The sequence below is a fragment of the Nonomuraea sp. NPDC059007 genome, from assembly GCF_042740555.1.
Classification (GTDB): Bacteria; Actinomycetota; Actinomycetes; order Streptosporangiales; family Streptosporangiaceae; genus Nonomuraea.
Genome location: NZ_JBHYJD010000003.1, coordinates 183,231 through 206,040, shown reverse-complemented (window position 1 = coordinate 206,040; position 22,810 = coordinate 183,231). Strand labels below are relative to the sequence as shown.

At 70.4% G+C, this 22,810-nt stretch carries 19 protein-coding genes and 1 tRNA gene; 12 read left to right on the top strand and 8 right to left on the bottom strand.

The window, feature by feature from the left end:
* Window positions 1-65 precede the first annotated feature (65 nt).
* On the top strand, window positions 66-4,565 hold the full coding sequence (gene gltB, locus ACFWY5_RS06305; protein ID WP_379630702.1) for a glutamate synthase large subunit: 4,500 nt from the start codon (window positions 66-68) through the stop codon (window positions 4,563-4,565).
* 9 nt (window positions 4,566-4,574) lie between these two features.
* Complete coding sequence (locus tag ACFWY5_RS06300) at window positions 4,575-6,053, top strand: glutamate synthase subunit beta (protein ID WP_379630701.1); 1,479 nt, start codon at window positions 4,575-4,577, stop codon at window positions 6,051-6,053.
* A gap of 347 nt (window positions 6,054-6,400) precedes the next feature.
* Here the strand turns inward: ACFWY5_RS06300 and ACFWY5_RS06295 are convergent, their stop codons facing one another.
* Window positions 6,401-7,192: a neutral zinc metallopeptidase gene (locus ACFWY5_RS06295; RefSeq protein ID WP_379630700.1), complete on the bottom strand. Its 792-nt coding sequence runs from the start codon at window positions 7,190-7,192 to the stop codon at window positions 6,401-6,403.
* A 153-nt stretch (window positions 7,193-7,345) separates the two neighbouring features.
* Here ACFWY5_RS06295 and ACFWY5_RS06290 point away from each other — a divergent pair, with 153 nt between their 5' ends.
* From ACFWY5_RS06290 to pyk, 3 genes are all read left to right on the top strand, one after another.
* On the top strand, window positions 7,346-8,986 hold the full coding sequence (locus tag ACFWY5_RS06290) for a S8 family serine peptidase (protein WP_379630699.1): 1,641 nt from the start codon (window positions 7,346-7,348) through the stop codon (window positions 8,984-8,986).
* Between the two features lie 15 nt (window positions 8,987-9,001).
* Window positions 9,002-9,352, top strand: coding sequence for a DUF2784 domain-containing protein (locus ACFWY5_RS06285; protein ID WP_379612983.1), 351 nt, complete (start codon window positions 9,002-9,004; stop codon window positions 9,350-9,352).
* A gap of 81 nt (window positions 9,353-9,433) precedes the next feature.
* Window positions 9,434-10,864, top strand: coding sequence for a pyruvate kinase (gene pyk, locus ACFWY5_RS06280; protein ID WP_379630698.1), 1,431 nt, complete (start codon window positions 9,434-9,436; stop codon window positions 10,862-10,864).
* Between the two features lie 65 nt (window positions 10,865-10,929).
* Here pyk and dapD read toward each other — a convergent pair whose 3' ends face one another.
* From dapD to ACFWY5_RS06260, 4 genes are read right to left on the bottom strand one after another with little or no spacing between them, the layout of a single operon-like run.
* Window positions 10,930-11,892 (bottom strand): 2,3,4,5-tetrahydropyridine-2,6-dicarboxylate N-succinyltransferase, encoded by a 963-nt coding sequence (dapD, locus tag ACFWY5_RS06275; RefSeq protein WP_379630697.1) that lies wholly within the window; start codon window positions 11,890-11,892, stop codon window positions 10,930-10,932.
* Between the two features lie 17 nt (window positions 11,893-11,909).
* Window positions 11,910-12,329 (bottom strand): pyridoxamine 5'-phosphate oxidase family protein, encoded by a 420-nt coding sequence (locus ACFWY5_RS06270; protein ID WP_379612981.1) that lies wholly within the window; start codon window positions 12,327-12,329, stop codon window positions 11,910-11,912.
* A 39-nt stretch (window positions 12,330-12,368) separates the two neighbouring features.
* A complete protein-coding gene (locus ACFWY5_RS06265; RefSeq protein WP_379630696.1) occupies window positions 12,369-13,487 on the bottom strand; it encodes a sensor histidine kinase in 1,119 nt (372 codons plus the stop codon).
* Complete coding sequence (locus ACFWY5_RS06260; RefSeq protein WP_379630695.1) at window positions 13,484-14,143, bottom strand: response regulator transcription factor; 660 nt, start codon at window positions 14,141-14,143, stop codon at window positions 13,484-13,486. The genes ACFWY5_RS06265 and ACFWY5_RS06260 overlap by 4 nt, the downstream gene beginning before the upstream one ends.
* 88 nt (window positions 14,144-14,231) lie before the next feature.
* On the opposite strand from ACFWY5_RS06260, the gene ACFWY5_RS06255 reads away from it, so the two are divergent.
* The 4 genes from ACFWY5_RS06255 to ACFWY5_RS06240 are packed head-to-tail and all read left to right on the top strand — an operon-like array spanning window position 14,232 to window position 17,570.
* On the top strand, window positions 14,232-14,663 hold the full coding sequence (locus ACFWY5_RS06255) for a hypothetical protein (protein ID WP_379612978.1): 432 nt from the start codon (window positions 14,232-14,234) through the stop codon (window positions 14,661-14,663).
* The gene (locus ACFWY5_RS06250) at window positions 14,660-15,721 is read left to right on the top strand and encodes a peptidoglycan-binding protein (RefSeq protein ID WP_379630694.1); all 1,062 of its coding nucleotides are present in this window, start codon (window positions 14,660-14,662) and stop codon (window positions 15,719-15,721) included. Before ACFWY5_RS06255 ends, ACFWY5_RS06250 begins: the two co-directional genes overlap by 4 nt.
* On the top strand, window positions 15,718-16,377 hold the full coding sequence (locus ACFWY5_RS06245) for an ABC transporter ATP-binding protein (protein ID WP_379630693.1): 660 nt from the start codon (window positions 15,718-15,720) through the stop codon (window positions 16,375-16,377). Before ACFWY5_RS06250 ends, ACFWY5_RS06245 begins: the two co-directional genes overlap by 4 nt.
* Entirely contained in the window at window positions 16,377-17,570 is a 1,194-nt protein-coding gene (locus tag ACFWY5_RS06240; protein ID WP_379630692.1) for an ABC transporter permease, read from the top strand. Before ACFWY5_RS06245 ends, ACFWY5_RS06240 begins: the two co-directional genes overlap by 1 nt.
* Window positions 17,571-17,648: 78 nt before the next feature.
* On the opposite strand, the gene ACFWY5_RS06235 is transcribed toward ACFWY5_RS06240, so the two are convergent.
* Window positions 17,649-17,825 (bottom strand): hypothetical protein, encoded by a 177-nt coding sequence (locus ACFWY5_RS06235; protein WP_379630691.1) that lies wholly within the window; start codon window positions 17,823-17,825, stop codon window positions 17,649-17,651.
* A gap of 126 nt (window positions 17,826-17,951) precedes the next feature.
* A tRNA-Leu gene (locus tag ACFWY5_RS06230) sits at window positions 17,952-18,037 on the bottom strand.
* A 105-nt stretch (window positions 18,038-18,142) separates the two neighbouring features.
* Here ACFWY5_RS06230 and ACFWY5_RS06225 point away from each other — a divergent pair.
* Complete coding sequence (locus ACFWY5_RS06225) at window positions 18,143-18,727, top strand: response regulator (RefSeq protein WP_312896323.1); 585 nt, start codon at window positions 18,143-18,145, stop codon at window positions 18,725-18,727.
* A 243-nt stretch (window positions 18,728-18,970) separates the two neighbouring features.
* Here the strand turns inward: ACFWY5_RS06225 and ACFWY5_RS06220 are convergent, their stop codons facing one another.
* Entirely contained in the window at window positions 18,971-19,810 is an 840-nt protein-coding gene (locus ACFWY5_RS06220) for a hypothetical protein (RefSeq protein ID WP_379612973.1), read from the bottom strand.
* Between the two features lie 164 nt (window positions 19,811-19,974).
* Here ACFWY5_RS06220 and ACFWY5_RS06215 point away from each other — a divergent pair, with 164 nt between their 5' ends.
* Both ACFWY5_RS06215 and ACFWY5_RS06210 read left to right on the top strand, forming a co-directional pair.
* On the top strand, window positions 19,975-21,264 hold the full coding sequence (locus ACFWY5_RS06215) for an ABC transporter substrate-binding protein (protein ID WP_379612972.1): 1,290 nt from the start codon (window positions 19,975-19,977) through the stop codon (window positions 21,262-21,264).
* A gap of 210 nt (window positions 21,265-21,474) precedes the next feature.
* Complete coding sequence (locus tag ACFWY5_RS06210; protein WP_379630690.1) at window positions 21,475-22,770, top strand: ABC transporter substrate-binding protein; 1,296 nt, start codon at window positions 21,475-21,477, stop codon at window positions 22,768-22,770.
* The last annotated feature ends 40 nt before the right edge of the window (window positions 22,771-22,810 follow it).

The window sequence follows — 22,810 nt, the reverse complement described above, 5'->3', positions numbered from 1 at the left end:
GGGCCAACGTCGTCCCTCGCCTTTGAAGCACCAAGAGCAAGCGAAGAGACGACGGGAGGGATTCAATGCCTGCTGCCCACCTCGGGTTCCCTGAACCCCAGGGCCTGTACCACCCCGCCAACGAGCATGACGCCTGCGGAGTGGCCATGGTGGCCGACGTCGCAGGGCGACGTGGTCACGGCATCGTGGAGAAGGCCTTGGAGGCGTTGTGCAACCTTGATCACCGGGGGGCCAAGGGTAGCGAGCCGGACACCGGCGACGGAGCCGGGATCCTGACGCAGATCCCCGATGCATTCCTGCGCGCGAACGTGCCGTTCGCGCTGCCCGCGGCGGGCGAGTACGCCGTGGGCACGGCCTTCCTGGCCAGCGACTCCGAGGCGCGCGAGATCGGCGTGCGCATGATCGAGGAGATCGCCGCCGAGGAGGGCCTGACCGTGCTCGGCTGGCGTGACGTGCCGGTCGACCGGGCTCTTCCCGGGCCGAGCGCCCGGGCCGTCATGCCGTTCTTCAAGCAGCTGTTCGTGGCCGGGCCCGATGGGGAGTCCGGGCTGGAGCTGGACCGGCTGGCGTACTGCCTGCGCAAGCGGGCCGAGCACGAGGTGGACGTCTACTTCCCCTCGCTGAGCGCGCGCACGATCGTCTACAAGGGCATGCTCACCCCGGACCAGGTCGAGCCGTTCTTCCCCGACCTGACCGACGAGCGCTTCGAGAGCGCGATCGCGCTGGTGCACTCGCGCTTCTCGACCAACACCTTCCCGAGCTGGCCGCTGGCCCACCCCTACCGGTACGTGGCGCACAACGGCGAGATCAACACGGTCAAGGGCAACCGCAACTGGATGCGGGCGCGCGAGGCGATGCTGGAGTCCGCGCACATCCCAGGCGATATTTCGCGACTTTTCCCCATCTGTGACCCGGACGGGTCCGACACCGCCTCCTTCGACGAGGCCCTGGAGCTCCTCCACATCGGCGGCCGCTCGCTCCCGCACGCGGTCCTCATGATGATCCCGGAGGCGTGGGAGAACCACACCGGGATGGACCCCGCCCGCCGCGCCTTCTACGAGTTCCACTCCTCGATGATGGAGGCCTGGGACGGCCCCGCCTCGATCACCTTCACCGACGGTACGCTGGCCGGAGCCGTCCTCGACCGCAACGGCCTGCGCCCAGGCCGGTTCTGGGTGACCGCCGACGGGCTCGTCGTGCTCGCCTCCGAGGCGGGCGTGCTGGACTTCAAGCCCGAGGAGGTCGTCCGCAAGGGACGCCTGCAGCCGGGCCGGATGTTCCTCATCGACACCGCCCGTGGCAAGATCATCGAGGATGACGAGATCAAGGCGGAGCTCGCGGCGGCGCTGCCGTACGAGGAGTGGCTGCACGCCGGGCTCGTCCGCTTCGAGGAGCTGCGCGCCCGCCAGCGCGAGATCCCCACGCACGAGGCGCTGGTCAAGCGGCAGCAGACCTTCGGCTACACCGAGGAAGAGCTGCGGATCATCCTGTCGCCGATGGCCAGGAACGGCGCCGAGCCGATCGGGTCGATGGGCACCGACACGCCCGTGGCGGTCCTGAGCGAGAAGCCCCGGCTGCTGTTCGACTACTTCACGCAGCTGTTCGCGCAGGTCACCAACCCGCCGCTGGACGCCATCCGGGAAGAGGTCGTCACCTCGATGGCCAGCGTGCTCGGCCCCGAGGGCAATCTCCTCGACCCCGGGCCGACGAGCTGCCGTCAGCTCGTGCTGCCCTACCCGGTGATCGACAACGACGAGCTCGCGAAGATCATCCACATCAACGACGAGGGCGACCTGCCCGGCTTCCACCCGCACACCATCTCGGGCCTGTACCCGGTGGCGGGCGGCGGCGAGGCGCTGCTCAGGCGGCTGGAGGAGATCCGCGCCGAGGCCTCCCGGGCCATCGAGCAGGGCGCGCGCATCCTGGTGCTGTCCGACCGAGGCTCCTCGGCCGAGATGGCGCCGATCCCGTCGCTGATGCTGACCGGCGCGGTGCACCACCACCTCATCCAGGAGAAGACCCGCACCAAGATCGGCCTGGTAGTCGAGACCGGCGAGGCCCGCGAGTGCCACCACATGGCCCTGCTCGTGGGCTACGGCGCCGGCGTCATCAACCCCTACCTGGCCATCGAGACCGTCGAGGACCTGGTCGACACCGGTGTGCTCGCGCTCGACAAGCACAAGGCCGTGCGCAACCTGATCAAGGCGTACGGCAAGGGCGTCATCAAGGTCATGTCCAAGATGGGCGTGTCCACCGTCGCCTCCTACACCGGTGCGCAGATCTTCGAGGCGCTCGGCCTGGGCGCCGAGGTCGTCGACGCCTGCTTCACCGGGACCACCTCGCGGCTCGGCGGCGTCGGCTTCGCCGTACTGGCAGAAGAGGTCGCGCAGCGGCACAAGCGGGCCTACCCGCGCGCCGAGAACGCGCACCGGCGCCTGGAGGTCGGCGGCGAGTACCAGTGGCGGCGCGAGGGCGAGCCGCACCTGTTCAATCCCGAGACGGTCTTCAAGCTGCAGCACGCCACGCGCACGCGGCAGTACGAGATCTTCAAGGAGTACACGAACCTCGTCGACGCGCAGGCCGAGAAGCTGATGACGCTGCGGGGCCTGTTCCGGCTCAAGCCCGGCAACCCGATCCCGATCGAGGAGGTCGAGCCGGTCAGCGAGATCGTCAAGCGGTTCTCCACCGGCGCGATGTCCTACGGCTCCATCTCGCGCGAGGCCCACGAGACGCTCGCGATCGCGATGAACCAGCTCGGCGGCAAGTCCAACACCGGCGAGGGCGGCGAGGAGCCGGACCGGCTCTACGACATCTCCCGCCGCTCGGCGATCAAGCAGGTGGCCTCCGGCCGCTTCGGCGTGACCTCCGAGTACCTGGTCAACGCCGACGACCTGCAGATCAAGATGGCCCAGGGCGCCAAGCCCGGCGAGGGCGGCCAGCTGCCCGGCCACAAGGTCTACCCGTGGATCGCCAAGACCCGCCACTCCACCCCGGGCGTCGGCCTCATCTCGCCGCCGCCGCACCACGACATCTACTCCATCGAGGACCTGGCCCAGCTCATCCACGACCTGAAGAACGCCAACCCGGTCTCCCGGGTGCACGTGAAGCTGGTCGCGGAGGTCGGCGTCGGCACCGTCGCCGCGGGCGTGTCCAAGGCGCACGCCGACGTGGTGCTCATCTCCGGCCACGACGGCGGCACCGGCGCCTCGCCGCTCACCTCGCTGAAGCACGCGGGCGCGCCCTGGGAGCTCGGCCTGGCCGAGACCCAGCAGACGCTCCTGCTCAACGGCCTGCGCGACCGGATCGTGGTGCAGGTCGACGGCCAGCTCAAGACCGGCCGCGACGTGGTGATCGCCGCGCTGCTCGGGGCCGAGGAGTACGGCTTCGCCACCGCCCCGCTGGTCGTGTCCGGCTGCGTGATGATGCGGGTCTGCCACCTCGACACCTGCCCGGTGGGCGTGGCCACGCAGAACCCGGAGCTGCGCAAGCGCTTCACCGGCAAGCCCGAGTTCGTGGTCAACTTCTTCGAGTTCATCGCGCAGGAGATCCGCGAGTACCTGGCCGAGCTGGGCTTCCGCTCGCTCGACGAGGCGATCGGGCAGGTCGGCCTGCTCGACATCACGGCCGCCGAGGACCACTGGAAGGCGAGCGGCCTCGACCTCGCCCCGATCCTGCACCAGGTCGACGTGCCCGCGGGCGACGCCCGGCGCCGGACCAAGTTCCAGGACCACGGTCTGGAGCACGCGCTGGACAACACCCTCATCCAGCTGGCCGAGGGCGCCATCGAGTATGGCGAGCCGGTCAAGCTCGACCTGCCGATCCGCAACGTCAACCGGACCGTCGGCACCATGCTCGGCCACCACGTCACCAAGAAGTGGGGCGGCGACGGCCTGCCCGACGACACGATCGACGTGTCGTTCACCGGTTCGGCCGGGAACTCGTTCGGCGCGTTCATCCCGCGCGGCATCACGCTGCGCCTGACCGGCGACGCCAACGACTACCTGGGCAAGGGCCTGTCGGGTGGCCGCATCACGGTCCGGCCGCACGACGCGGCGCCGCTGGACGGCCACATCATTTCCGGAAATGTCGCCCTTTACGGCGCTACTTCGGGTGAGGCGTTCATCCGGGGCGTCGTGGGCGAGCGGTTCTGCGTACGCAACTCCGGCGCCACCGCGGTCGTCGAAGGCGTCGGCGACCACGGCTGCGAGTACATGACCGGCGGCCGCGCCGTCATCCTCGGCCCCACCGGGCGCAACTTCGCCGCCGGGATGTCCGGCGGCATCGCGTACCTGCTCGACCTCGACCTGAACCGGGTCAACCGGGAGATGGTCGCGATCGAGGAGCCCACCGCCGAGGACGTGGAGTTCCTGCGCGAGACGGTCGAGCGGCACTTCGCCGAGACCGGCTCGTCGGTGGCCGCCGCGCTGCTGGCCACCTGGGATCCGGGACGATTCAGCAAGATCATGCCGACCGACTACAAGCGGGTCCTGCAGGCCGCCGAGGCCGCCCGCATCGAAGGCCGGGACATCGACGAGGCGGTCATGGCCGCCGCGGTTCAGGGATAGGGGGCTTCCATGGCTGACCCGAAGGGTTTCCTCACACACGACAGGGAGCTGCCCGCGCGCCGTCCCGTGGACGTGCGCATCCAGGACTGGAAGGAGGTCTACCACGACTTCCCCGCCGCCAAGCTGAAGCAGCAGGCCGCCCGCTGCATGGACTGCGGCATCCCGTTCTGCCACAACGGCTGCCCGCTGGGCAACCTCATCCCCGAATGGAACGACCTCGTCTACCGCGAGGACTTCCAGGAGGCGATCGAACGCCTGCACGCCACGAACAACTTCCCGGAGTTCACCGGCCGCCTGTGCCCCGCCCCATGCGAGGCCGCCTGCGTGCTCGGCATCAACTCCGACCCCGTGGCGATCAAGCGGGTCGAGGTCGAGATCATCGACCGGGCCTTCGCCGAGGGCTGGGTCCGTCCCGAGCCGGCGGCGGTGAAGACCGGCCGGCGCGTGGCCGTGGTCGGATCGGGCCCGGCCGGGCTGGCCGCCGCCCAGCAGCTCACCCGCGCCGGGCACGACGTCGTCGTGTTCGAGCGGGCCGATGCCATCGGCGGGCTGCTGCGTTACGGCATCCCCGAGTTCAAGATGGAGAAGCGCCACATCGACCGGCGCCTGGAGCAGATGCGGGCCGAGGGCACCGAGTTCCGCACCTCGGTCAACGCCGGCGTCGACATCACCGCCGCGCAGCTGCGCGCCGAGTTCGACGCCGTCGTCCTGGCCGGCGGCGCCACCCAGTGGCGCGACCTGCCCGTCGAGGGACGCGAGCTGCGCGGCGTCCACCAGGCGATGGAGTACCTGCCCCCCGCCAACCGCGCAGTATCTGATGCGCCCGAGTCCGGCGCGGATGCACACGCAGAGATCAACGCCCGAGGCAAGCACGTCGTGGTCATCGGCGGCGGCGACACCGGCGCGGACTGCATCGGCACCGCCATCCGCCAGGGCGCCGCGTCGGTGACCCAGCTGGAGATCATGCCTCGCCCGCCCGCGTCCAGGGCGGGTTCGCAGCCGTGGCCCACGTTCCCGACGCTGTTCAAGATGGAGAGCGCCCACGAGGAACTGGCCGACGGCGGCGGCGACCGCGTCTACGCCGTCTCCACCCTGGGCTTCGCCGGCGACGCGGAGGGCAACGTCCGGGCGCTGCGGCTGGTCGAGGTCGAGGGCCCGCAGAACGGCTTCAAGCCCATCCCGGGCACCGAGCGGGAGATCCCCGCCGACCTCGTCACGCTGTCCATGGGCTTCACCGGGCCCGAGAAGAGCGTGCTGCTGGAGGAACTGGGTGTCGCCTACGACAAGCGCGGCAACGTGGCGCGTGACGCCTCGTACATGACCTCGGTGGAGGGTGTGTTCTCGGCCGGGGACATCGGGCGGGGACAGTCGCTCATCGTCTGGGCCATCGCCGAGGGCCGCGCCGCCGCCTCCCGGGTGGACGCGTTCCTGACGGGGGAGACGGCGCTGCCGTACCCGATCCTCCCGACGGCCCGCTCGCTCGTCTAACCCCATCACGGTGTACGGCGGGGCGGCCCCAACCGCCCCGCCAAACCCGTCTCCCGCCCACCCGGCACCCCCAGCCAGTCCCGCACCCCTGACCTCCCGGCTCCCAGCGCGACCCGTCCCCCGGCCCGACCGGTCCCCGGCCTGTGGCCTCGACCGCCCGGTTTGTCCCAGGCCTCAGGGCCTCGGTCGCTGCCGGGCGTCCGGGTGACACCGGCGGCCTCACCCCCCGCTTCTCCGTGCCGCTGCCCCCGCGGCCCACCCCGCTCCGTCGGCCGTCCGGTTCCCCGCGCGACCCATCCCGCTCCGCCGGTCCTCCGGTTCCCCGGGACGTTGTGGGCTGCCCGGGGTCAGGCGACCGTGGCCGGGGCGGCGGTCCAGGTGTTGCAGGCCGACGGGGTTTCGGCGGCGAAGCCCTTGTTGAACCAGCGGGCCCGGTTGGCGCGGCTGCCGTGGTCGTTGGTCTTGCTGCCCTTCTCGCCGCCCAGCGACCACGCGATGGCGATCAGCGCGCCCCACTCCGGCACCGAGCGCTTCTGGGCGTCCCACACGCTGCCGATGTAGACCCCGGCCAGGCAGTCGGCCTGCAGCTCGTAGCGCCGCTGGGCTTCCAGGACGTGGGCCTTGGAGGTGTACTTATCCCGCATCGCCCCCTGCAGCACGCCGGTCAGCCGCTGGACGTGGTGACCGTACTCGTGCGCCATGACCAGCAGGAAGCCCACCTCGGGCGCGTACTCCCTGACCGGACCCGGCAGGTAGACGCCGATGACGCCGGTGGGGTTGCAGTAGGCGCCGGGCATGATGTCGGCGGCCTTGCCCTGGCAGAAGGGCGCGTTCCCGCTGGTCATGTAGGTGAACGCCGGCTTGGCCGAGGCCAGGCCGCCGGCCCGCAGGTGTTTGCCCCAGGCGGTGTTCAGACAGGCGTAGGTCCTGGTCAGGTACGCCCGCACGGCCGCGTGCCCGCGGTCGGCCGGGGCAGGGAGGCGGCAGGCGGAGGCCGGGAACTGGCCGGTCCGGTACAGGGCGTTGTGGGTGAGGCGGCGGTCCTTGATCGGGTACGAGCCGGCCATCGCCGGGCTCGGCGCGAGGCCGGCCAGAACCGCGGCGGTGAGCGCGGTGGCGGCGACGGCGGGGAGTCTCATGCCGTTCACGGTGGCTGGAGCCTCTTGAAAGCCGGTTGCCGCTCACCTGAAAGCCACCGCATCTACCAATAGATACCGAAATATCGTCATGAAGTTGACCGATTCGATGAGTGTCGGAAAGATGCGTTTTCTGGCTGGAACAAAGGGGGAGCAATGCGGCGGATCGCCTCAGTCTTGGCGGGGTTGGCCGTCGTCACCTCACTCACCGCCTGCGCCCCGGCCGCGCAGCGCCCCACCCTTTCCCAGGCGAGCGCGGACTTCCTGGTCTTCTACGCCGACGGCAAGCGGGGCCAAGCGCTCGGCGCGATCGGGCGGGCGGGCGGCTCCGCCGTACGGACTGAGGAACGGCTTGGATACGTGCTGGCCAGAGGCGCGGGGGAGAGGTTCGCCGCCGCGCTCGACGACGACCCGGCCGTCGTGGGCGTCTCCGCCGACCGCCAGATCGGGTACGCCTCGGCGAGCCCCGCGCACCCCGGTACGGCAAGCGCCGTCCCGGACGCCTCGGCCCGCGAGGGCGCGGTCAAGGGCCGCGAACCGCTGGCCACGCGGCAGTGGGACATGCGGATGATCGGCGCGGACAAGGCCAACGCCACCCTGCCCGGCAGCAAGAAGGTGCTGGTCGGCGTCATCGACACCGGCATCGACGGCAACCACCCCGACATCGCCCCGAACTTCGAGCGCGCCCTGTCGCGCAACTTCGTCACCGACCGCCCCAGCGACAAGAACGGCGAAACGCTCGACGGCCCCTGCGAGGTCGCCGGCTGCAAGGACCCGGTCGACCGAGACGACGACGGCCACGGCACCCACGTGGCCAGCACGATCGCCTCCCCGCTGAACGGCGTCGGCGTCGCGGGCGTCGCCCCCGGCGTGCGGCTGGTCAACATCCGCGCCGGTCAGGACTCCGGCTTCTTCTTCCTCAAGCCCAGCCTCGACGCCCTCACCTACGCCGCCGACATCGGCGTCGACGTGGTCAACATGAGCTACTACGTGGACCCCTGGCTGTTCAACTGCACCGCCAACAAGGACGACAGCGCCCGCGAGCGGTCCGAGCAGCGGGCCGTCATCACCGGCATGCAGCGCGCGCTCGACTACGCCAGGGGCAAGGGCGTCACGCTCATCTCCGCCCTCGGCAACGGCGCCACCGACCTGGGCAGGCCGAAGGTGGACAAGGACAGCCCCGGCTACCCGCGCGGCGACGAGCGCGTGCGCCGGGTCGACAACTCGTGCCTGAACGTGCCGGCCGAGTCGAAGGGCGTCATCTCGATCTCGGCGGTCGGCCCGTCCGGCCGCAAGTCGATCTACAGCGACTACGGCGTCGAGCAGACCGACCTGGCCGCGCCCGGCGGCGACGCGCTCGACGGCAAGGGCGCCTCGCCCACCCGCTCCATCCTCGCCGCCGCGCCCGAGTCCGCCCTGCGCGCCGGCAACAAGATCGACAAGAACGGCAAGCCGAAGACGAACGAGGTGATCCGCGACTGCGCCAAGGGCACGTGCGCGTACTACCAGTACATGGACGGCACCTCCATGGCCGCCCCGCACGCCACCGGCGTCGCCGCCCTGCTGGTCAGCCGCTTCGGCAAGCCCGGCAAGGGCGGCCTCACGCTGTCCCCGGCGACGGTGGAGAAACTGCTCTACAAGAGCGCCACGCCCAAGGCCTGCCCGTCGCCGCGCGCGTACGTCTACGAGGTGTACGGCGAGGAGGACACGCACACCTGCGAAGGCGGCACGGCCAGGAACGGCTTCTACGGCCGCGGAATCGTCAACGCCCTGAACGCCACCACCGTCAAGCGCTGAATGTAGGGTCGGGGCATGGGGTACCGCCTCATCGCAGAAGCCGCGATGCTGGTGCACTTCGCCTTCCTCGTCTACATGGCCGTCGGCGGGTTCCTGGCCTGGCGCTGGCCGCGTACCATCTGGATCCACCTGGGCGTGGTCGCCTGGGGTGTACTGTCGATCACGACAGGTGTGGAGTGCCCGCTGACCCTGGTCGAGGACTGGGGCCGTGAGCGGGCCGGGCAGGCGGGGCTGCCGGACTCCGGGTTCATCGACCACTACATCGAGGGCGTGATCTACCCGGAGGAATACACACTCTTGGCACGCTGGGGTGTGGCCGTTCTCGTGCTGTTCTCCTATATCGGCTACGTTCTCCGACGTCGATGACGGGGTCCTCACGGTGATGGCAGCGACCGAGGATGCTCGCTTCGCTCCATCAAGTGGTCTGTACCAATTAAGGTGGGACTCGTGACTCGTCGCGCGAAAATCGTCTGCACACTTGGCCCCGCCACATCCTCCCCCGAACGACTGCGCGAGCTGATCGCCGCCGGGATGGATGTCGCCCGTTTCAACCTCTCGCATGGCAACCATGAGATGCACAAAGAGGTATTCGACCGGGTGAGGGAGGTGGCGGCCGACCTCGGCCGCGGCGTAGGCGTGCTCGCCGACCTGCAAGGCCCCAAGATCCGCGTGGGAACCTTCGAGGAGGGTCCGGTCCGGCTCGGGTTCGGCGACGTCTTCACCGTCACCACCGAGGACGTGCCCGGCGACCGCGAGCAGGTCTCCACCACCTACAAGGGCCTGCCCGGCGACGTGCGCTCCGGCGACACGATCCTGGTCGACGACGGCCGCCTGGTGCTGGAGGTGACCCGCGTCGACGGCCAGCGCGTGACCACCCGCGTCGTGATCGGCGGGATGATCTCCGACAACAAGGGCCTCAACCTGCCGGGCGTCAACGTCAGCGCCCCCGCCCTCACCGACAAGGACGAGGCCGACCTGCGCTGGGCGCTGCGCACCGGCTTCGACATGATCGCGCTGTCGTTCGTGCGCCGTCCTTCGGACGCCGACGTGGTCCGCAACATCATGGAGCAGGAGGCGGTACGGCTGCCGCTGCTCGCCAAGATCGAGAAGCCGCAGGCCGTCGAACGCCTCCCGGAGATCGTCGAGGCCTTCGACGGCATCATGGTGGCCCGCGGCGACCTGGGCGTCGAGCTCCCGCTCGAAGAGGTGCCGATCGTCCAGCGGCGCATCATCGAGCTGTGCCGCGAGAAGGCCAGGCCGGTCATCGTCGCCACCCAGATGCTCGACTCGATGATGAACGCCCCGCGCCCCACCAGGGCCGAGACCTCCGACGTGGCCTACGCCGTCATGGACGGCGCCGACGCCGTCATGCTGTCCGGCGAGACCTCGGTCGGCAACTACCCCGTCGAGGCCGTCTCCACGATGGACCGCATCGCCTGCGCCGCCGAGAAGGCCTCCCTGACGGCCACACACAGCCTCGACCGGCTGCCGGAGACCACCGGCGGCGCCATCGCCCGCGCCGCCGCCGAGGTCGGCGCCATCGTGGGCGCCAAGGCGCTGGTCGCCTTCACGATGTCCGGCGAGACCGCGCGCCGCCTGGCCCGCTACCGCTCGCCGATCCCGCTGCTCGCCTTCACCTCGGCGCCGCACGTACGGGGGCAGCTGTCGCTGACGTGGGGCGTGGAGACGTTCCACGTGCCGTTCGTCCACCACACCGACGACATGGTCCGCCAGGTGGAGGCGTCACTGCTGTCGCTGGGCCGGCTGGAGAAGGGCGACAAGGTCGTCATCGTCGCCGGTTCCCCTCCCGGCACCCCGGGCTCCACGAACGCGCTGCGCGTGCACACCATCGGCTCCGCCGTGTCGCACGCCCACTAGCCCTTCCCGCCGAAACCCCGCGAGCGCCGCCTACCCGGTCTCGCGGGGTTTCCTGCCGTCTGGACTCAGTTGGCGTGCAGGGTGGCGTTCAGCTCGATGCGCTGACCGGTGCGGGCGACCGCCTCGACCGCGCCCGACTGCGAGTTGCGGCGGAACAGCAGGCCGCTGGAGCCCGACAGCTCCTTACCCTTGACCACGCGGCCGTCCGGCAGCGCGATCTTGGTGCCGGACGTGACGTACAGGCCCGCCTCCACCACGCAGTCGTCGCCCAGCGAGATCCCGACACCGGCGTTGGCGCCCAGCAGGCAGCGCTCGCCGATCGCGATGACCTCCTTGCCGCCGCCCGACAGCGTGCCCATGATCGACGCGCCGCCGCCCACGTCGGAGCCGTCGCCGACGACGACGCCGGCCGAGATGCGGCCCTCGACCATCGAGGCGCCCAGCGTGCCGGCGTTGAAGTTGACGAAGCCCTCGTGCATCACGGTCGTGCCGGCGGCCAGGTGGGCGCCGAGCCGTACCCGGTCGGCGTCGGCGACGCGGACACCGGAGGGCAGCACGTAGTCGACCATCCTCGGGAACTTGTCCACGCCGTAGACCGCCACCGCCCCCGTGGCGCGCAACCGCAACCGGGTCCGCTCGAACCCGTCCACCGGGCACGGCCCCCGGTCGGTCCACACGACGTTGGCCAGCAGCCCGAACAACCCGTCCAGGCTCAGCCCGTGCGGGCGTACCAGGCGCGACGACAGCAGATGCAGGCGCAGGTACGCGTCGTGCGCGTCGGCCGGGGCCTCCGACAGCTTGGCGATGCCGGTGCGCACGGCGACGACCTCGACGCCGCGCGCCGGGTCGGGGCCGGTCAGGGCGGCCAGCTCACCCGCCGCGTCGGCGTCGAGCCGTTCGGTGCCGGCGAAGGCGGGCTCGCCCAGCTCGGGCGCGGGGAACCAGGTGTCGAGCACGGTGCCGTCGGCGGCGATGGTGGCCAGGCCGATGCCGTGGGCGCCGGTGGTGGTGGGATCGATAGCAGTCACGGCCCCAAAATACCGGGTCAGATGGTGCCGAGGTCGGCCGACAGCCACCGCTCGGGCCGCATGTGGAAGGTGACGAGGACGGCGAGGTTCGACTGCCCGACATATCCGGCCACCGCGTCGTCGGGCAGGTAGCGGGCGACGATCCTGGTCATCTCATCCAGCGTGGTGGGATTCTTCGCCACCACCGGGCCTTCGGCGGACACGTAGCGGTAGGTGGGATGGCTCCGCTGGGCGAGCATCGACACCCGGCCCGCCTTGCCGATCAGCTGTGCCTTGACCGAATCGCCGTCGGTGAGGAACGACACCATGCCGCCCGGCTCGTAGTCGTACCAGATCGGCACGTTCAGCGGCGCCCGGCCCTCGCCCGCCTCCACCGCGACCGCCCCGATGTGCGGCTCGGCCAGGAACGCCTCCCGATCAGCAGCGCTCAGCGCCACGGCAACCCCCCGAAGATCGTCGTACTCCTGTGGCCGACCTTAACCCAGCGAAGCCCCGCCGAACGTGACGCGGACCGTCAGCCCGCCACCCGGGTTCGCCTCGGCCGCGACGACGGCGTCATGGGCACGGGCCACGGCCGCCACGATCGACAACCCGAGCCCCGCTCCCTCGCCGGGCGTGTGCTGGCGCTCGTGCAGCCGCCGGAACGGCTCGAACAGCAGCGGCACCACCTCGGCCGGAACCACCGGCCCCGTGTTCGTCACCGTCAGCTCCCCGGCACCGGTGACGATCTCCACCCTGCCGCCCGGTCGGTTGTAGCGGACCGCGTTGGCCACCAGGTTCCCCACCAGCCGCTCCAGCAGCACCGGATCGCCCTTCACCACCAGCGGGCCGCCCCGGACGAGCGCTCCGGCGTCGTCGCCCAGCGCCGCCGCGATGTGGTGGACCGCGACCGGCTCCCGCCGTTCCAGCCCCTGCTCCGACACCGACAGCAGCAGCAGTCCCTCGATCAGCCGCTCGTTGTCGTCGGCGAGGTCGATCAGCTTCTCCCGCATCCGCGACACCCGCGCCGCGTCCGGCTCGCCCGCCAGCCCGATCTCCGCCGCCGCCCGCTGCATCGCCAGCTGCGTACGCAGCTCGTGCGCGGCGTTGGCGGCGAAGCGCTGCTGCGCGCCGACCAGCCGCTCGATCCGGTCCAGCATGGCGTCGAAGGTGTCGGCCAGCTGCTTGAGCTCGCCCGACGGCGCGTCCAGGGCGATGCGCTCGTGCAGGTTCGCCCCCGACAGCCGCCGGGCGGTCCGCGTGATCACCGACACCGGCCGCAACATCCGACCCGCCATCCACCACGCCAGCACCACCGACGCCAGCGCGAACCCCGCCGCCGCCGCGATCGAGATCAACAGCAGCCGCTCCAGCGCCGTCTCCTCGACGAAGCCGAGCAACTGCACCGTGGTGGCGAAGTCCCCGCCGGACGGCACGTCGGCGCTCACCCTGGCACCCGGGAGCGCCATCGGCAGGCCCGGCTGCCTGGCCGCCGCCGAACTGATCGTGCTCACCAGGCTGTCCCGCAGCAGGAAGTAGATGAGCGCGACCAGCCCGCCGCCCGCCAGCAGCAGCAGCCCGCCGAACAACGCCGTCAGCCGGGTCCGCTCGTTCATGCGCCGATCCGGTAACCGGCCCGTGGCACCGTCTCCACCACCGGAGGGTCGCCGAGCTTGGCCCGCAGCTTGCTCAGCGTCACCCGCACCGCGTTCGTGAGGTAGCTGGTGTCCTCCTCCCACACCTGGTCGATGAGGTCCTCGTTGCTGACGACCGCGCCCTCGGCGCGCATCAGCGCCTCCAGCACCGCGAACTCCTTGCGCGACAGGTGCAGCGGGCGGCCGTCGCGGCCGGCCGTACGGCAGGCCGTGTCGAGCACCACCCCGCCGCGCTCGATGACCGGAGGCAGCGCGGGACGCGCGCGCCGCCCGAGCGCCAGCACCCGCGCCAGCAGCTCGTCATAGACGAACGGCTTGGGCAGATAGTCGTCGGCGCCCAGCCGCAGCCCGTCCACGCGCTCACGCACGCTGCCCGCGGCGGTCAGCATGAGCACCCGGGTCATCAGCCGGTACGCCACCACCCGGCGGCACACCTCGTCGCCGTGCACGCCGGGCAGGTCGCGGTCGAGCACCATCACGTCGTACTCGCCGGTCTCCAGCTTGCGCAGCGCCTCCCGGCCGTCATGGGCCACGTCCACGGCGAGCGCCTCCCGGCGCAGCCCCTCGGCGATCATCTCCGCCAGGAACGCCTCATCCTCTACCACCAGCACACGCATGCCCCCTCTCTACCTGAAGTGCGCATTTCCTTGCCATAAAGGCGGCCGTTAGAGCGGCGAAACGCGGCCTCGGGCCAGCCTGAGCAGCATGAAGACCACCATCGCCCTGGCCGCGCTCGTCCTGAGCCTGGCCGCCTGCGGCAACACCGCGCCCGAGAAGAACACGACCGTCAACTCCGGCGACCAGCGCCTCAAGACCGCCGAATGCCTGCGTGCCAAGGGCGTCAAGGTCGGCGACCCCGGCGGCCTCGGCAAGAGCCAGACGATCGACAGCGGCGGCATGGACCAGAAGGAGTTCGAGAAGCTGCTCAAGGAGTGCGGCGCGTTCGGCGGCACCGGCAAGCAGATCAGCCAGGCCGACAAGGACAAGGCCCTCGCCTTCGCCAAGTGCATGCGCGAGCAGGGCCTCGACTTCCCCGACCCCGAGTTCGACGGCGGCATGCAGGAGGCCAGGCCCGTGCCCGCCGACAAGGCCGCCTTCGAGAAGGCCAACAAGACCTGCAGCGAGAAGACCGGATGAACCGCGCCACGACGACGCTGACCGCGGGGGCCGTCCTGGCGGCGCTCGCGGGCGGTGTCGCCTTCGCCACGTTCGCCACGCCCGGCGGAGCGGAGCCGTCCGCCGCGCCCCCGGTCACCGCCGCCACCGGCACCGTCGACAAGGGTGACCTCACGCAGAGCGTCCGCGCCAAGGGCACGCTCGGCTTCGCCGGCCGCCGCACCGTCGGCGCCGCCCTCGGCGGCGTCCTCACCTGGCTGCCGCGCGCGGGCTCGGCCATCGGCCGCGACGAGCGCCTCTACGAGGTCGACGGCAAACCCGTCCGTCTCATGTACGGCGCCAAGCCCATGTACCGCACCCTTTCCCAGGGCGCGAAAGGCGCCGACGTGCGCCAGCTCGAAGCCAACCTCAAGGCCCTCGGCTACGGCTCCGGCATGACCGTCGACGACGAGTACACCTGGGCCACCGCCCAAGCCGTACGCGACTGGCAGGAGGACCACGACCTGCCCGAGACCGGCACCACCGGCCCGGAGCAGATCGCGTTCGCCCCCCGCGCCCTGCGCGTGCAGAAGCTCGAGAGCGCGACGGGCGACCGCGTGGCCCCCGGCGCCCGCCTGCTCACCGCCACCGGCGCAGAACGCGTCGTCACGTTCAAGGTGGACGTCACCGAGGCCGCCCACCTCAAGACCGGCGACCGGGTCACCGTCGAACTCCCCACCGGCAAACGCGCCAAAGGCCGCGTCGCCGGCATCGGCCGCACCGCCGAAGCCGACGACCAGGGCGCCGACAAGACCCCCAAGGTCGACATCACCGTCACCTTCGACCGCCGCGCCGGCGTCAAGGGCGTCGACCAGGCCCCCGTCAGCGTCCTCATCAGAGGCGAGACCCGCAAGGACGTCCTGTCCGTCCCGGTCACCGCGCTGCTGGCCGTACCCGGGGGCGGCTACGCCGTCCGCGTCGTCGGCGCCGGATCGCCGCGTGACGTGAAGGTCGAACTCGGCCTGTTCGCCGACGGCCGCGTCGAGGTCACCGGCGACGGGCTGGGCCAGGGCACGAAGGTCGAGGTGCCCGGCACATGAGCGTCGTCGAACTCACCGGCGTCACCAAGCGCTACCCCGGCGGCGTCGACGCCCTGCGCGGCGTCGACCTGCACGTCGAACAGGGCGAGCTCCTCGCCATCGTCGGCCCGTCCGGCTCCGGCAAGTCCACGCTCCTGCACATCGTCGGCACCCTCGACCTGCCCACCGACGGACACGTGCGCATCGTCGGCCACGACGTCGGCCGCCTGTCCGACCGTGCGCTGTCGGCCCTGCGCGCCCGCCACATCGGCTTCGTCTTCCAGGCCTTCCACCTCATGCCCGGCGTCACCGCCCTCGACAACGTCGCCGAAGGGCTCCTCTACACCGGCCTCTCCCCGGTACGGCGCCGCCACCGGGCCGCCGAGGCCCTGGAACGCGTCGGGCTGGCCGACCGCATGCGCCACCGGCCCCACGAACTGTCCGGCGGCCAGAAGCAGCGCGTGGCCATCGCCCGCGCCGTCGCCGGCGAACCCGATTTGCTCCTGGCCGACGAACCCACCGGCGCCCTGGACAGCGCGTCGGGCGCGGCCGTACTCGATCTCCTGCACGAGCTCAACCGCGACGGCGCGACCATCGCCGTGATCACCCACGACCCCGAGATCGCCGCCGCCCTGCCCCGCCAGGTACGCGTCAGGGACGGGCAGGTGATCGGCTGATGGCCACGCTCACCCCCGCCCGCCTGCGCCCGCGCGACATCGCCCACGTGGGCTCCGCCGGCCTGCGCGGCCGCCCGATGCGCGTGGTGCTGTCCGCCCTGGGCATCGCCATCGGCATCGCGACCATGATCGCGGTGGTCGGCATCTCGGCCTCCAGCAAGGAACAGCTGATGCGCCGGCTCGACCAGCTCGGCACCAACATGCTGGTCGTGACACCGGGCGACTCGATGTTCTCCGGCGAACGCGCCAAACTCCCCAAGGACGCCCCCGCCATGGCCGCCCGCATCGCCGGTGTGGAACAGGTGGCGGCCCTGGGCGCCCTGCCGTACCCGGTCTACCGCAACGACCGGGTGGACGAGCTCGACACCAACGGCATCACCCTGTCCGCCGCCGCGGAGTCCTTGCTGGCCGCCCTGCGCGGCCGCATGGCGAAGGGCTCCTGGCTCAACGCCGCCAACGGCCGCTACCCTTCCGTCGTCCTCGGCCACGTCGCCGCCCGCCGCCTGGGCATCACCGAGCCCGGCAGGCAGGTCTACCTGAACGGCCGCTACTTCACCGTCGTGGGCATCCTCGCGCCGCTGCCGATGGCCGAGGAGATCGAGCGCTCGGCGCTGGTCGGCTGGAAGGCGGCGCAGGACCTGCTCGCCTTCGACGGCCACCCCACGTCCATCTACGAACGTTCGACAGACGAGTCCGTCGTCAAGGTCAGAGACCTCCTCCCGCGAACCGTCAACCCGGAGCACCCGGAAGAGGTGGAGATCACCGACCCGTCCGCCGCCCTGCAGGCGAAGGCAGCCTCTGCCGGCGCCTTCACCAACCTGCTGCTCGGCCTGGGCGCGGTCGCCTTGCTGGTCGGCGGCGTGGGAGTGGCCAACACCATGATCATCTCCGTGCTGGAGCGCCGCCACGAAATCGGCCTGCGCCGGGCGCTGGGCTCCACCCGCGGTCAGATCCGCCTGCAGTTCGTGACGGAGTCGCTCCTGCTCTCCGGTCTGGGCGGCCTGGCCGGCGTCCTCCTGGGCGCCGCCGCGACCTGGATCTACGCGACCTCGGGCGGCATGCCCTGGGTCGTACCCCCGTGGGCGATGGCAGGAGGCTTCACCGCCACCCTGGCCATAGGCACGGTCGCCGGCCTGTACCCCGCCGTAAGAGCCGCCCGCACCTCCCCAACCGTAGCCCTCCACGCCACCTGACCCCCGGCCTGGCATCCCGTCTCCCGCCGTCCGGCCGGTGCCGGGTCCTGGGTCGGCCCGACGCCCGTCAGGGCCGGGTCACGCTGGCTCCGCCGTCCCGGCGAGAGCCGCCGTGCGCCCCGCTCGCCTCGGCAGCCCGGCGGCGCTCGGGAGCACCGCGGCCATGGCCTGCGCGGCCGCCTCGACGAGACCGGGCCAGGACGCCGAGCCGGAGATCATGAGCCGGTAAGACGACTCGCCGGTGGTGGACGACATGCCCGTCGCCGAATGCCGGGCGGCCGGGCAGGGGAGGGCTGCGTGGAGTGGAGCGCGCGGTTGACGGTATCGCAGGGGTGCATGCGCTCAGTGTGTCGGTCGTCACTGACAGTTCTGGTGGGGTGATGGTGCCGGAAGCGGGATTCGAACCCGCACGCCCTCTCGAGCGGGCGCTTTTGAGGCGCCTATGTCTGCCATTCCATCATTCCGGCTGGGAAAACCGGCAAAATCCGGTTTTGTGCCGGGACGCGCCTGAGTAGATCAGGTTCGGACACCGGCGTGGATCTAATGTAGCGGACCTCGGTACTCTTCTGCTCGTGAGTACGCAGCGGCGAGTAGTGATCGCGGAAGACGAGGCGCTGATCCGCCTCGACCTCAAGGAGATGCTTGAGGAGGACGGCTACGTCGTCGTGGGTGAGGCGGGTGACGGTGAGCAGGCGATCCTGCTGGCCACCGAGCTCAAACCCGACCTCGTCATTCTCGACGTCAAGATGCCCGTGCTCGACGGCATCTCGGCGGCCGAGCGTATCGTCGCCGAACGGGTCGCCCCCTGTCTCATCCTCACCGCCTTCTCCCAGCGGGACCTGGTCGAGCGGGCCAGGGACGCGGGGGCGATGGCCTACCTGGTCAAGCCGTTCACGAAGGCGGACCTGGTGCCGGCGATCGAGATGGCGGTCAGCAGGCACGAGGAGATGGTGGCGCTGGCCACCGAGGTCTCGAGCCTGTCCGAGCGGCTGGAGACCCGCAAGCTGGTCGAGCGGGCCAAGGGGCTGCTCATGGCGGCGCACGGGTGGAGCGAGCCGCAGGCGTTCCGGTGGATCCAGAAGGCCTCGATGGACCGGCGCCTCAGCATGCGCGAAGTGGCCCAGATCGTCGTCGCGGACGCCACCAAGTCCGAATAGCCCCCCGAAAGTCCGACCAACCCCGGCCGAGGGCGCCACATGGCCCTGGGGTCTCACAACCGCGCGCTTCGTGGGCCGCGCACCCTCATGGGGTCCGCGCCGCCCGGATGGTCAGCGCCCCTGCGGGTCCGTGTGCTCGCGGGGGTCCGTGTGCTCGCGGGGGCCCGTGTGTTCCTGGGGGACGTGTGTTCCTGGGGGTACGTGCGCTTCGCCCCGGCCCCGAGGCGCCCGGTGGTGTGGGGTCTACAGGCCGCAGGTCTTGCGGGCGTAGCCGAGGATGAGCTGGTCCAGGCGCAGGGAAGGCGTCTGGACGGTGTCGGAGCGGAAGACGAGGTATCGCGGTTCGCCGGTCCCCAGCGCCACCCGCGCGTTGAAGAGCATGGCGATCTTGGCCTCCGCGAACGAGTGCGGGTCGCAGCGGCCCGGGGTGATCCGGACGGGGATCTCCAACCGCGCCATTCCCGCCTTGAGCGTCATTTCCCGAGAATTCAGCTCATAGTGCACGTTGCCTGACAACTCGGTAACAGTCACATCTTGATTGCTATTGCGGCGCGTCACGATAACACTGCCGTGGAGGACCTTGTCCTTCTCGGTCCAAGCCTGACCGAACCCCACCGACACCGCCTGCTGCACGAGGAACTGCTCGCACTCCTCCCGGAAAAGCTTCGCCAGCAACGGGTCCGGATGGGGCAGTGCCCAGCTGACCTCGCGTGCGGGCTCGTCGCCTGCCTTGACGTGCGCGATCACCCGCGCCGGCCGCAGTTCCGGCACGGCTCCGGGGGCGCACTTGGCCGCGCCGTACGAGATGCGCAAAGCCACCGGAACGCTCTTGATGGCGGTGTCCATGCGCGAGAACCCGGTCTCCTGGAACGAGGGCCCGCTCACCCGCACGTCGGACACCCACACGGGGGTGCTTCCGCTGTTGGCCATGACCACGCTCAGCATGTGCTTGGGCATGTCGGATCGTCCCTGCGTGAGGGTCACGGTGAGCCCCTGGGGCGGGCTCGTGGAGGGGGCGGGCGGAGTGCCCCCGCAGGCGGAAAGGCCGAGGACCAGGACCAGGAGGGCGGCGGTGCGCTTCACATCGCCACAGTAGAGGCGGCCCGCGGCCGGGCCAGGTTAAGGAGGAGTCACGACTGCGCATCGTAAGGTCGCGGCCTCTCCCACCGGATATTTCCGGGGTCATGCTGATCGTGGATTTCGCGAACTCCATGTCCCCCCTGCGCATCTGCAAGAAGGAGATATCGATGATTCGGCGAGCGTTGGCCGTCGCGACCGCGGCGGTCTCGGCCCTCGCACTCGCGGCCTGCGGATCCTCCGGCCAAGACGTGGCCGGTACCCCGGCGAGCGACACGGCCTCCGCGCCGGGCACCACCGCCGCCAAGGGCGACGGCACGCTGGTCCTCGGCTCCGTACTCCCTCAGACCGGGAACCTGTCCTATCTGGGCCCGCCGATGTTCGCGGGCGTCGATCTGGCGGTCAAGGAGATCAACGCGGCGGGCGGCGTGCTGGGCAAGCAGATCTCGGTCTCGCACACCGACTCCGGCGACACCACGACCCAGATCGCCGCCCAGTCCACCGACAGCCTGCTGGCCAAGAAGGTCGACGCGATCGTGGGATCGGCCTCCTCCTCGGTCTCGCTGTCCATCCTCGACAAGATCACGGGCTCTGGGGTGCTGATGTTCTCGCCGTCGGCGACGGGCATCGAGCTCACCAACGCCAAGGACAACGGCCTGTTCTGGCGTACGGCCCCGCCCGACGTCCTCCAGGGCCGGGTGCTGGGCGACCTCGCGGTCTCGGAAGGCGACGACACGGTGGCGATCGTGGCCATGCAGGACGCCTACGGTTCCGGCCTGGCCGACTCGACGGAGAAGGCCGTTCTCGCCGGCGGGGGCGAGGTCGTGGAGAAGATCCTCTACGACCCCAAGGCGGCTGACTTCTCGGCCGACGTGGCCAAGGTGAAGGCGAAGAACCCGAAGGGCATCGTGCTCATCGGGTTCGCCGAGACCAGCAAGGTCGTCCAGGAACTGGTGAAGCAGGGCCTGACCAGCGACAAGCACCACTGGTACATGGTCGACGGCAACCTGTCCAACACCAACTACCTGAAGTTCCCCAAGGGCACGATGAAGGGTGTCAAGGGCACCCTGCCGGGCTCGGAGGCGCCGGGGGCGTTCCAGAAGAAGCTGCTGGAGGTCAATCCGGACCTCGACGTCTTCGGCTACGGCCCCGAGTCCTACGACGCGGTGAACCTGATCGCGCTGGCGGCCGAGGCGGCCAGGAGCGACGTGGCCGCCGACATGGCCGCGAAGCTGGGCGAGGTCAGCAAGGGCGGCGAGAAGTGCAACGCCTTCAAGGTCTGCGCGGACCTCCTCAAGGCGGGCAAGGACATCGACTACGACGGCGTGAGCGGGCCTGTGGAGTTCAACGACGCGGGCGATCCCGCGACGGCCACGATTGGCATCTACCAATTCGGGCAGAACAACACCTTCGACGCGGCCAAGGCTCTGGAGTATCGATCGGGGAACATCGCGGGGTAACAGGGCGTCAGCGGCCGGTTTCCCAGCTAACCGGCCGCTACCTGGGGGTTTTCTTCATAAGTTGAGGAGTGATTACGACTCAGCATCCAAGTGCCGACAGTTCTTCCAGGCATCTAGCTGGAAGCGTGCTGCTTTTTGTACGTTTCGCTCATTCGATCGGGAACGTCGGCGGTGCTGACAGCCTCCCGGCCTGGATGAAGGAGACACTTCATGACCCGCATTGCCCCACTCGGGCGCGTGCTCGCCGTCGCGGCTGCGGCGAGCCTCGCTCTGACGGCCTGTGGCGGCGGCGCTGACACCGCCGGCACCAAGGCCACCGATTCGGCCGCGCCGGCGACCTCGGCCGCGGCCGGCAAGGGCGACGGCACGCTGAACCTCGGCACCCTCCTCCCGCAGACCGGCTCGCTCGCCTACCTCGGCCCGCCCGAGTTCGCGGGCGTCGACCTGGCGGTCAAGGAGATCAACGACGCGGGCGGCGTCCTCGGCAAGCAGGTCTCGGTCTCGCACACCGACTCCGGCGACACCACGACGCAGATCGCCTCGCAGTCGGTGGACAGCCTGCTGGCCAAGAAGGTGGACGCCATCATCGGCGCCGCCTCGTCCTCGGTGTCGCTGTCCGTGATCGACAAGATCACGGGTGCCGGCGTGGTGCACTTCTCGCCCGCCAACACCTCCATCGAGCTCACCACCTACAAGGACAACGGCCTGTTCTGGCGTACGGCTCCGCCGGACATCCTGCAGGGCCGCGTCCTGGGTGACCTCGCGGTGGCCGACGGCGACGACACGGTCGCCATCCTCGCGCTGCAGGACTCCTACGGCACCGGCCTGGCCGACTCCACGGAGAAGGCCGTCATCGCCGGCGGCGGCGAGGTCGTCGAGAAGATCATCTACGACCCCAAGGCCGCGGACTTCTCGGCCGACGTCGCGAAGGTCAAGGCCAAGAACCCGAAGGGCATCGTGCTCATCGGCTTCGCCGAGACCAACAAGGTCGTCCAGGAGCTCGTCAAGCAGGGCCTGACCGCCGACAAGCACCACTGGTACATGGTCGACGGCAACCTGTCCAACACGAACTTCCTGAAGTTCCCGAAGGGCACCCTGAAGGGCGTCAAGGGCACGCTGCCCGGCGCGGCCGCTCCGGACACGTTCCAGAAGAAGCTGCTCGAGATCAACCCGAAGCTTGAGGACTTCAGCTACGCGCCCGAGTCCTACGACGCCGCCAACCTCATCGCCCTGGCCGCCGAGGCCGCCAAGAGCGACGCGGGCACCGACATCGCCACGAAGCTGGGCGAGGTCAGCAAGGGCGGCGAGAAGTGCAACGACTTCAAGACCTGCGTCGACCTGCTGAAGGCCGGCAAGGACATCGACTACGACGGCATCAGCGGTCCGGTCGAGTTCAACGACGCCGGTGACCCGGCGACGGCCACCATCGGCATCTACCAGTACGGCGCGGACAACAAGTACCCCGCCAAGGCCATCGACTACCGCACCGGCAACATCGACGGTTAAGTAGTCAGGCGGGAGCCCCGGGACCTCGGTCCCGGGGCTT

Excerpts from the sequence above, each read along its gene's own strand:
- gltB (WP_379630702.1), top strand. The coding sequence starts at position 66 with ATGCCTGCTGCCCACCTCGGGTTCCCTGAACCCCAGGGCCTGTACCAC.
- ACFWY5_RS06300 (WP_379630701.1), top strand. The coding sequence starts at position 4,575 with ATGGCTGACCCGAAGGGTTTCCTCACACACGACAGGGAGCTGCCCGCG.
- ACFWY5_RS06295 (WP_379630700.1), bottom strand. The coding sequence starts at position 7,192 with ATGAGACTCCCCGCCGTCGCCGCCACCGCGCTCACCGCCGCGGTTCTG.
- ACFWY5_RS06290 (WP_379630699.1), top strand. The coding sequence starts at position 7,346 with ATGCGGCGGATCGCCTCAGTCTTGGCGGGGTTGGCCGTCGTCACCTCA.
- ACFWY5_RS06285 (WP_379612983.1), top strand. The coding sequence starts at position 9,002 with ATGGGGTACCGCCTCATCGCAGAAGCCGCGATGCTGGTGCACTTCGCC.
- ACFWY5_RS06265 (WP_379630696.1), bottom strand. The coding sequence starts at position 13,487 with ATGAACGAGCGGACCCGGCTGACGGCGTTGTTCGGCGGGCTGCTGCTG.
- ACFWY5_RS06260 (WP_379630695.1), bottom strand. The coding sequence starts at position 14,143 with ATGCGTGTGCTGGTGGTAGAGGATGAGGCGTTCCTGGCGGAGATGATC.
- ACFWY5_RS06255 (WP_379612978.1), top strand. The coding sequence starts at position 14,232 with ATGAAGACCACCATCGCCCTGGCCGCGCTCGTCCTGAGCCTGGCCGCC.
- ACFWY5_RS06250 (WP_379630694.1), top strand. The coding sequence starts at position 14,660 with ATGAACCGCGCCACGACGACGCTGACCGCGGGGGCCGTCCTGGCGGCG.
- ACFWY5_RS06245 (WP_379630693.1), top strand. The coding sequence starts at position 15,718 with ATGAGCGTCGTCGAACTCACCGGCGTCACCAAGCGCTACCCCGGCGGC.
- ACFWY5_RS06240 (WP_379630692.1), top strand. The coding sequence starts at position 16,377 with ATGGCCACGCTCACCCCCGCCCGCCTGCGCCCGCGCGACATCGCCCAC.
- ACFWY5_RS06235 (WP_379630691.1), bottom strand. The coding sequence starts at position 17,825 with ATGTCGTCCACCACCGGCGAGTCGTCTTACCGGCTCATGATCTCCGGC.
- ACFWY5_RS06215 (WP_379612972.1), top strand. The coding sequence starts at position 19,975 with ATGATTCGGCGAGCGTTGGCCGTCGCGACCGCGGCGGTCTCGGCCCTC.
- ACFWY5_RS06210 (WP_379630690.1), top strand. The coding sequence starts at position 21,475 with ATGACCCGCATTGCCCCACTCGGGCGCGTGCTCGCCGTCGCGGCTGCG.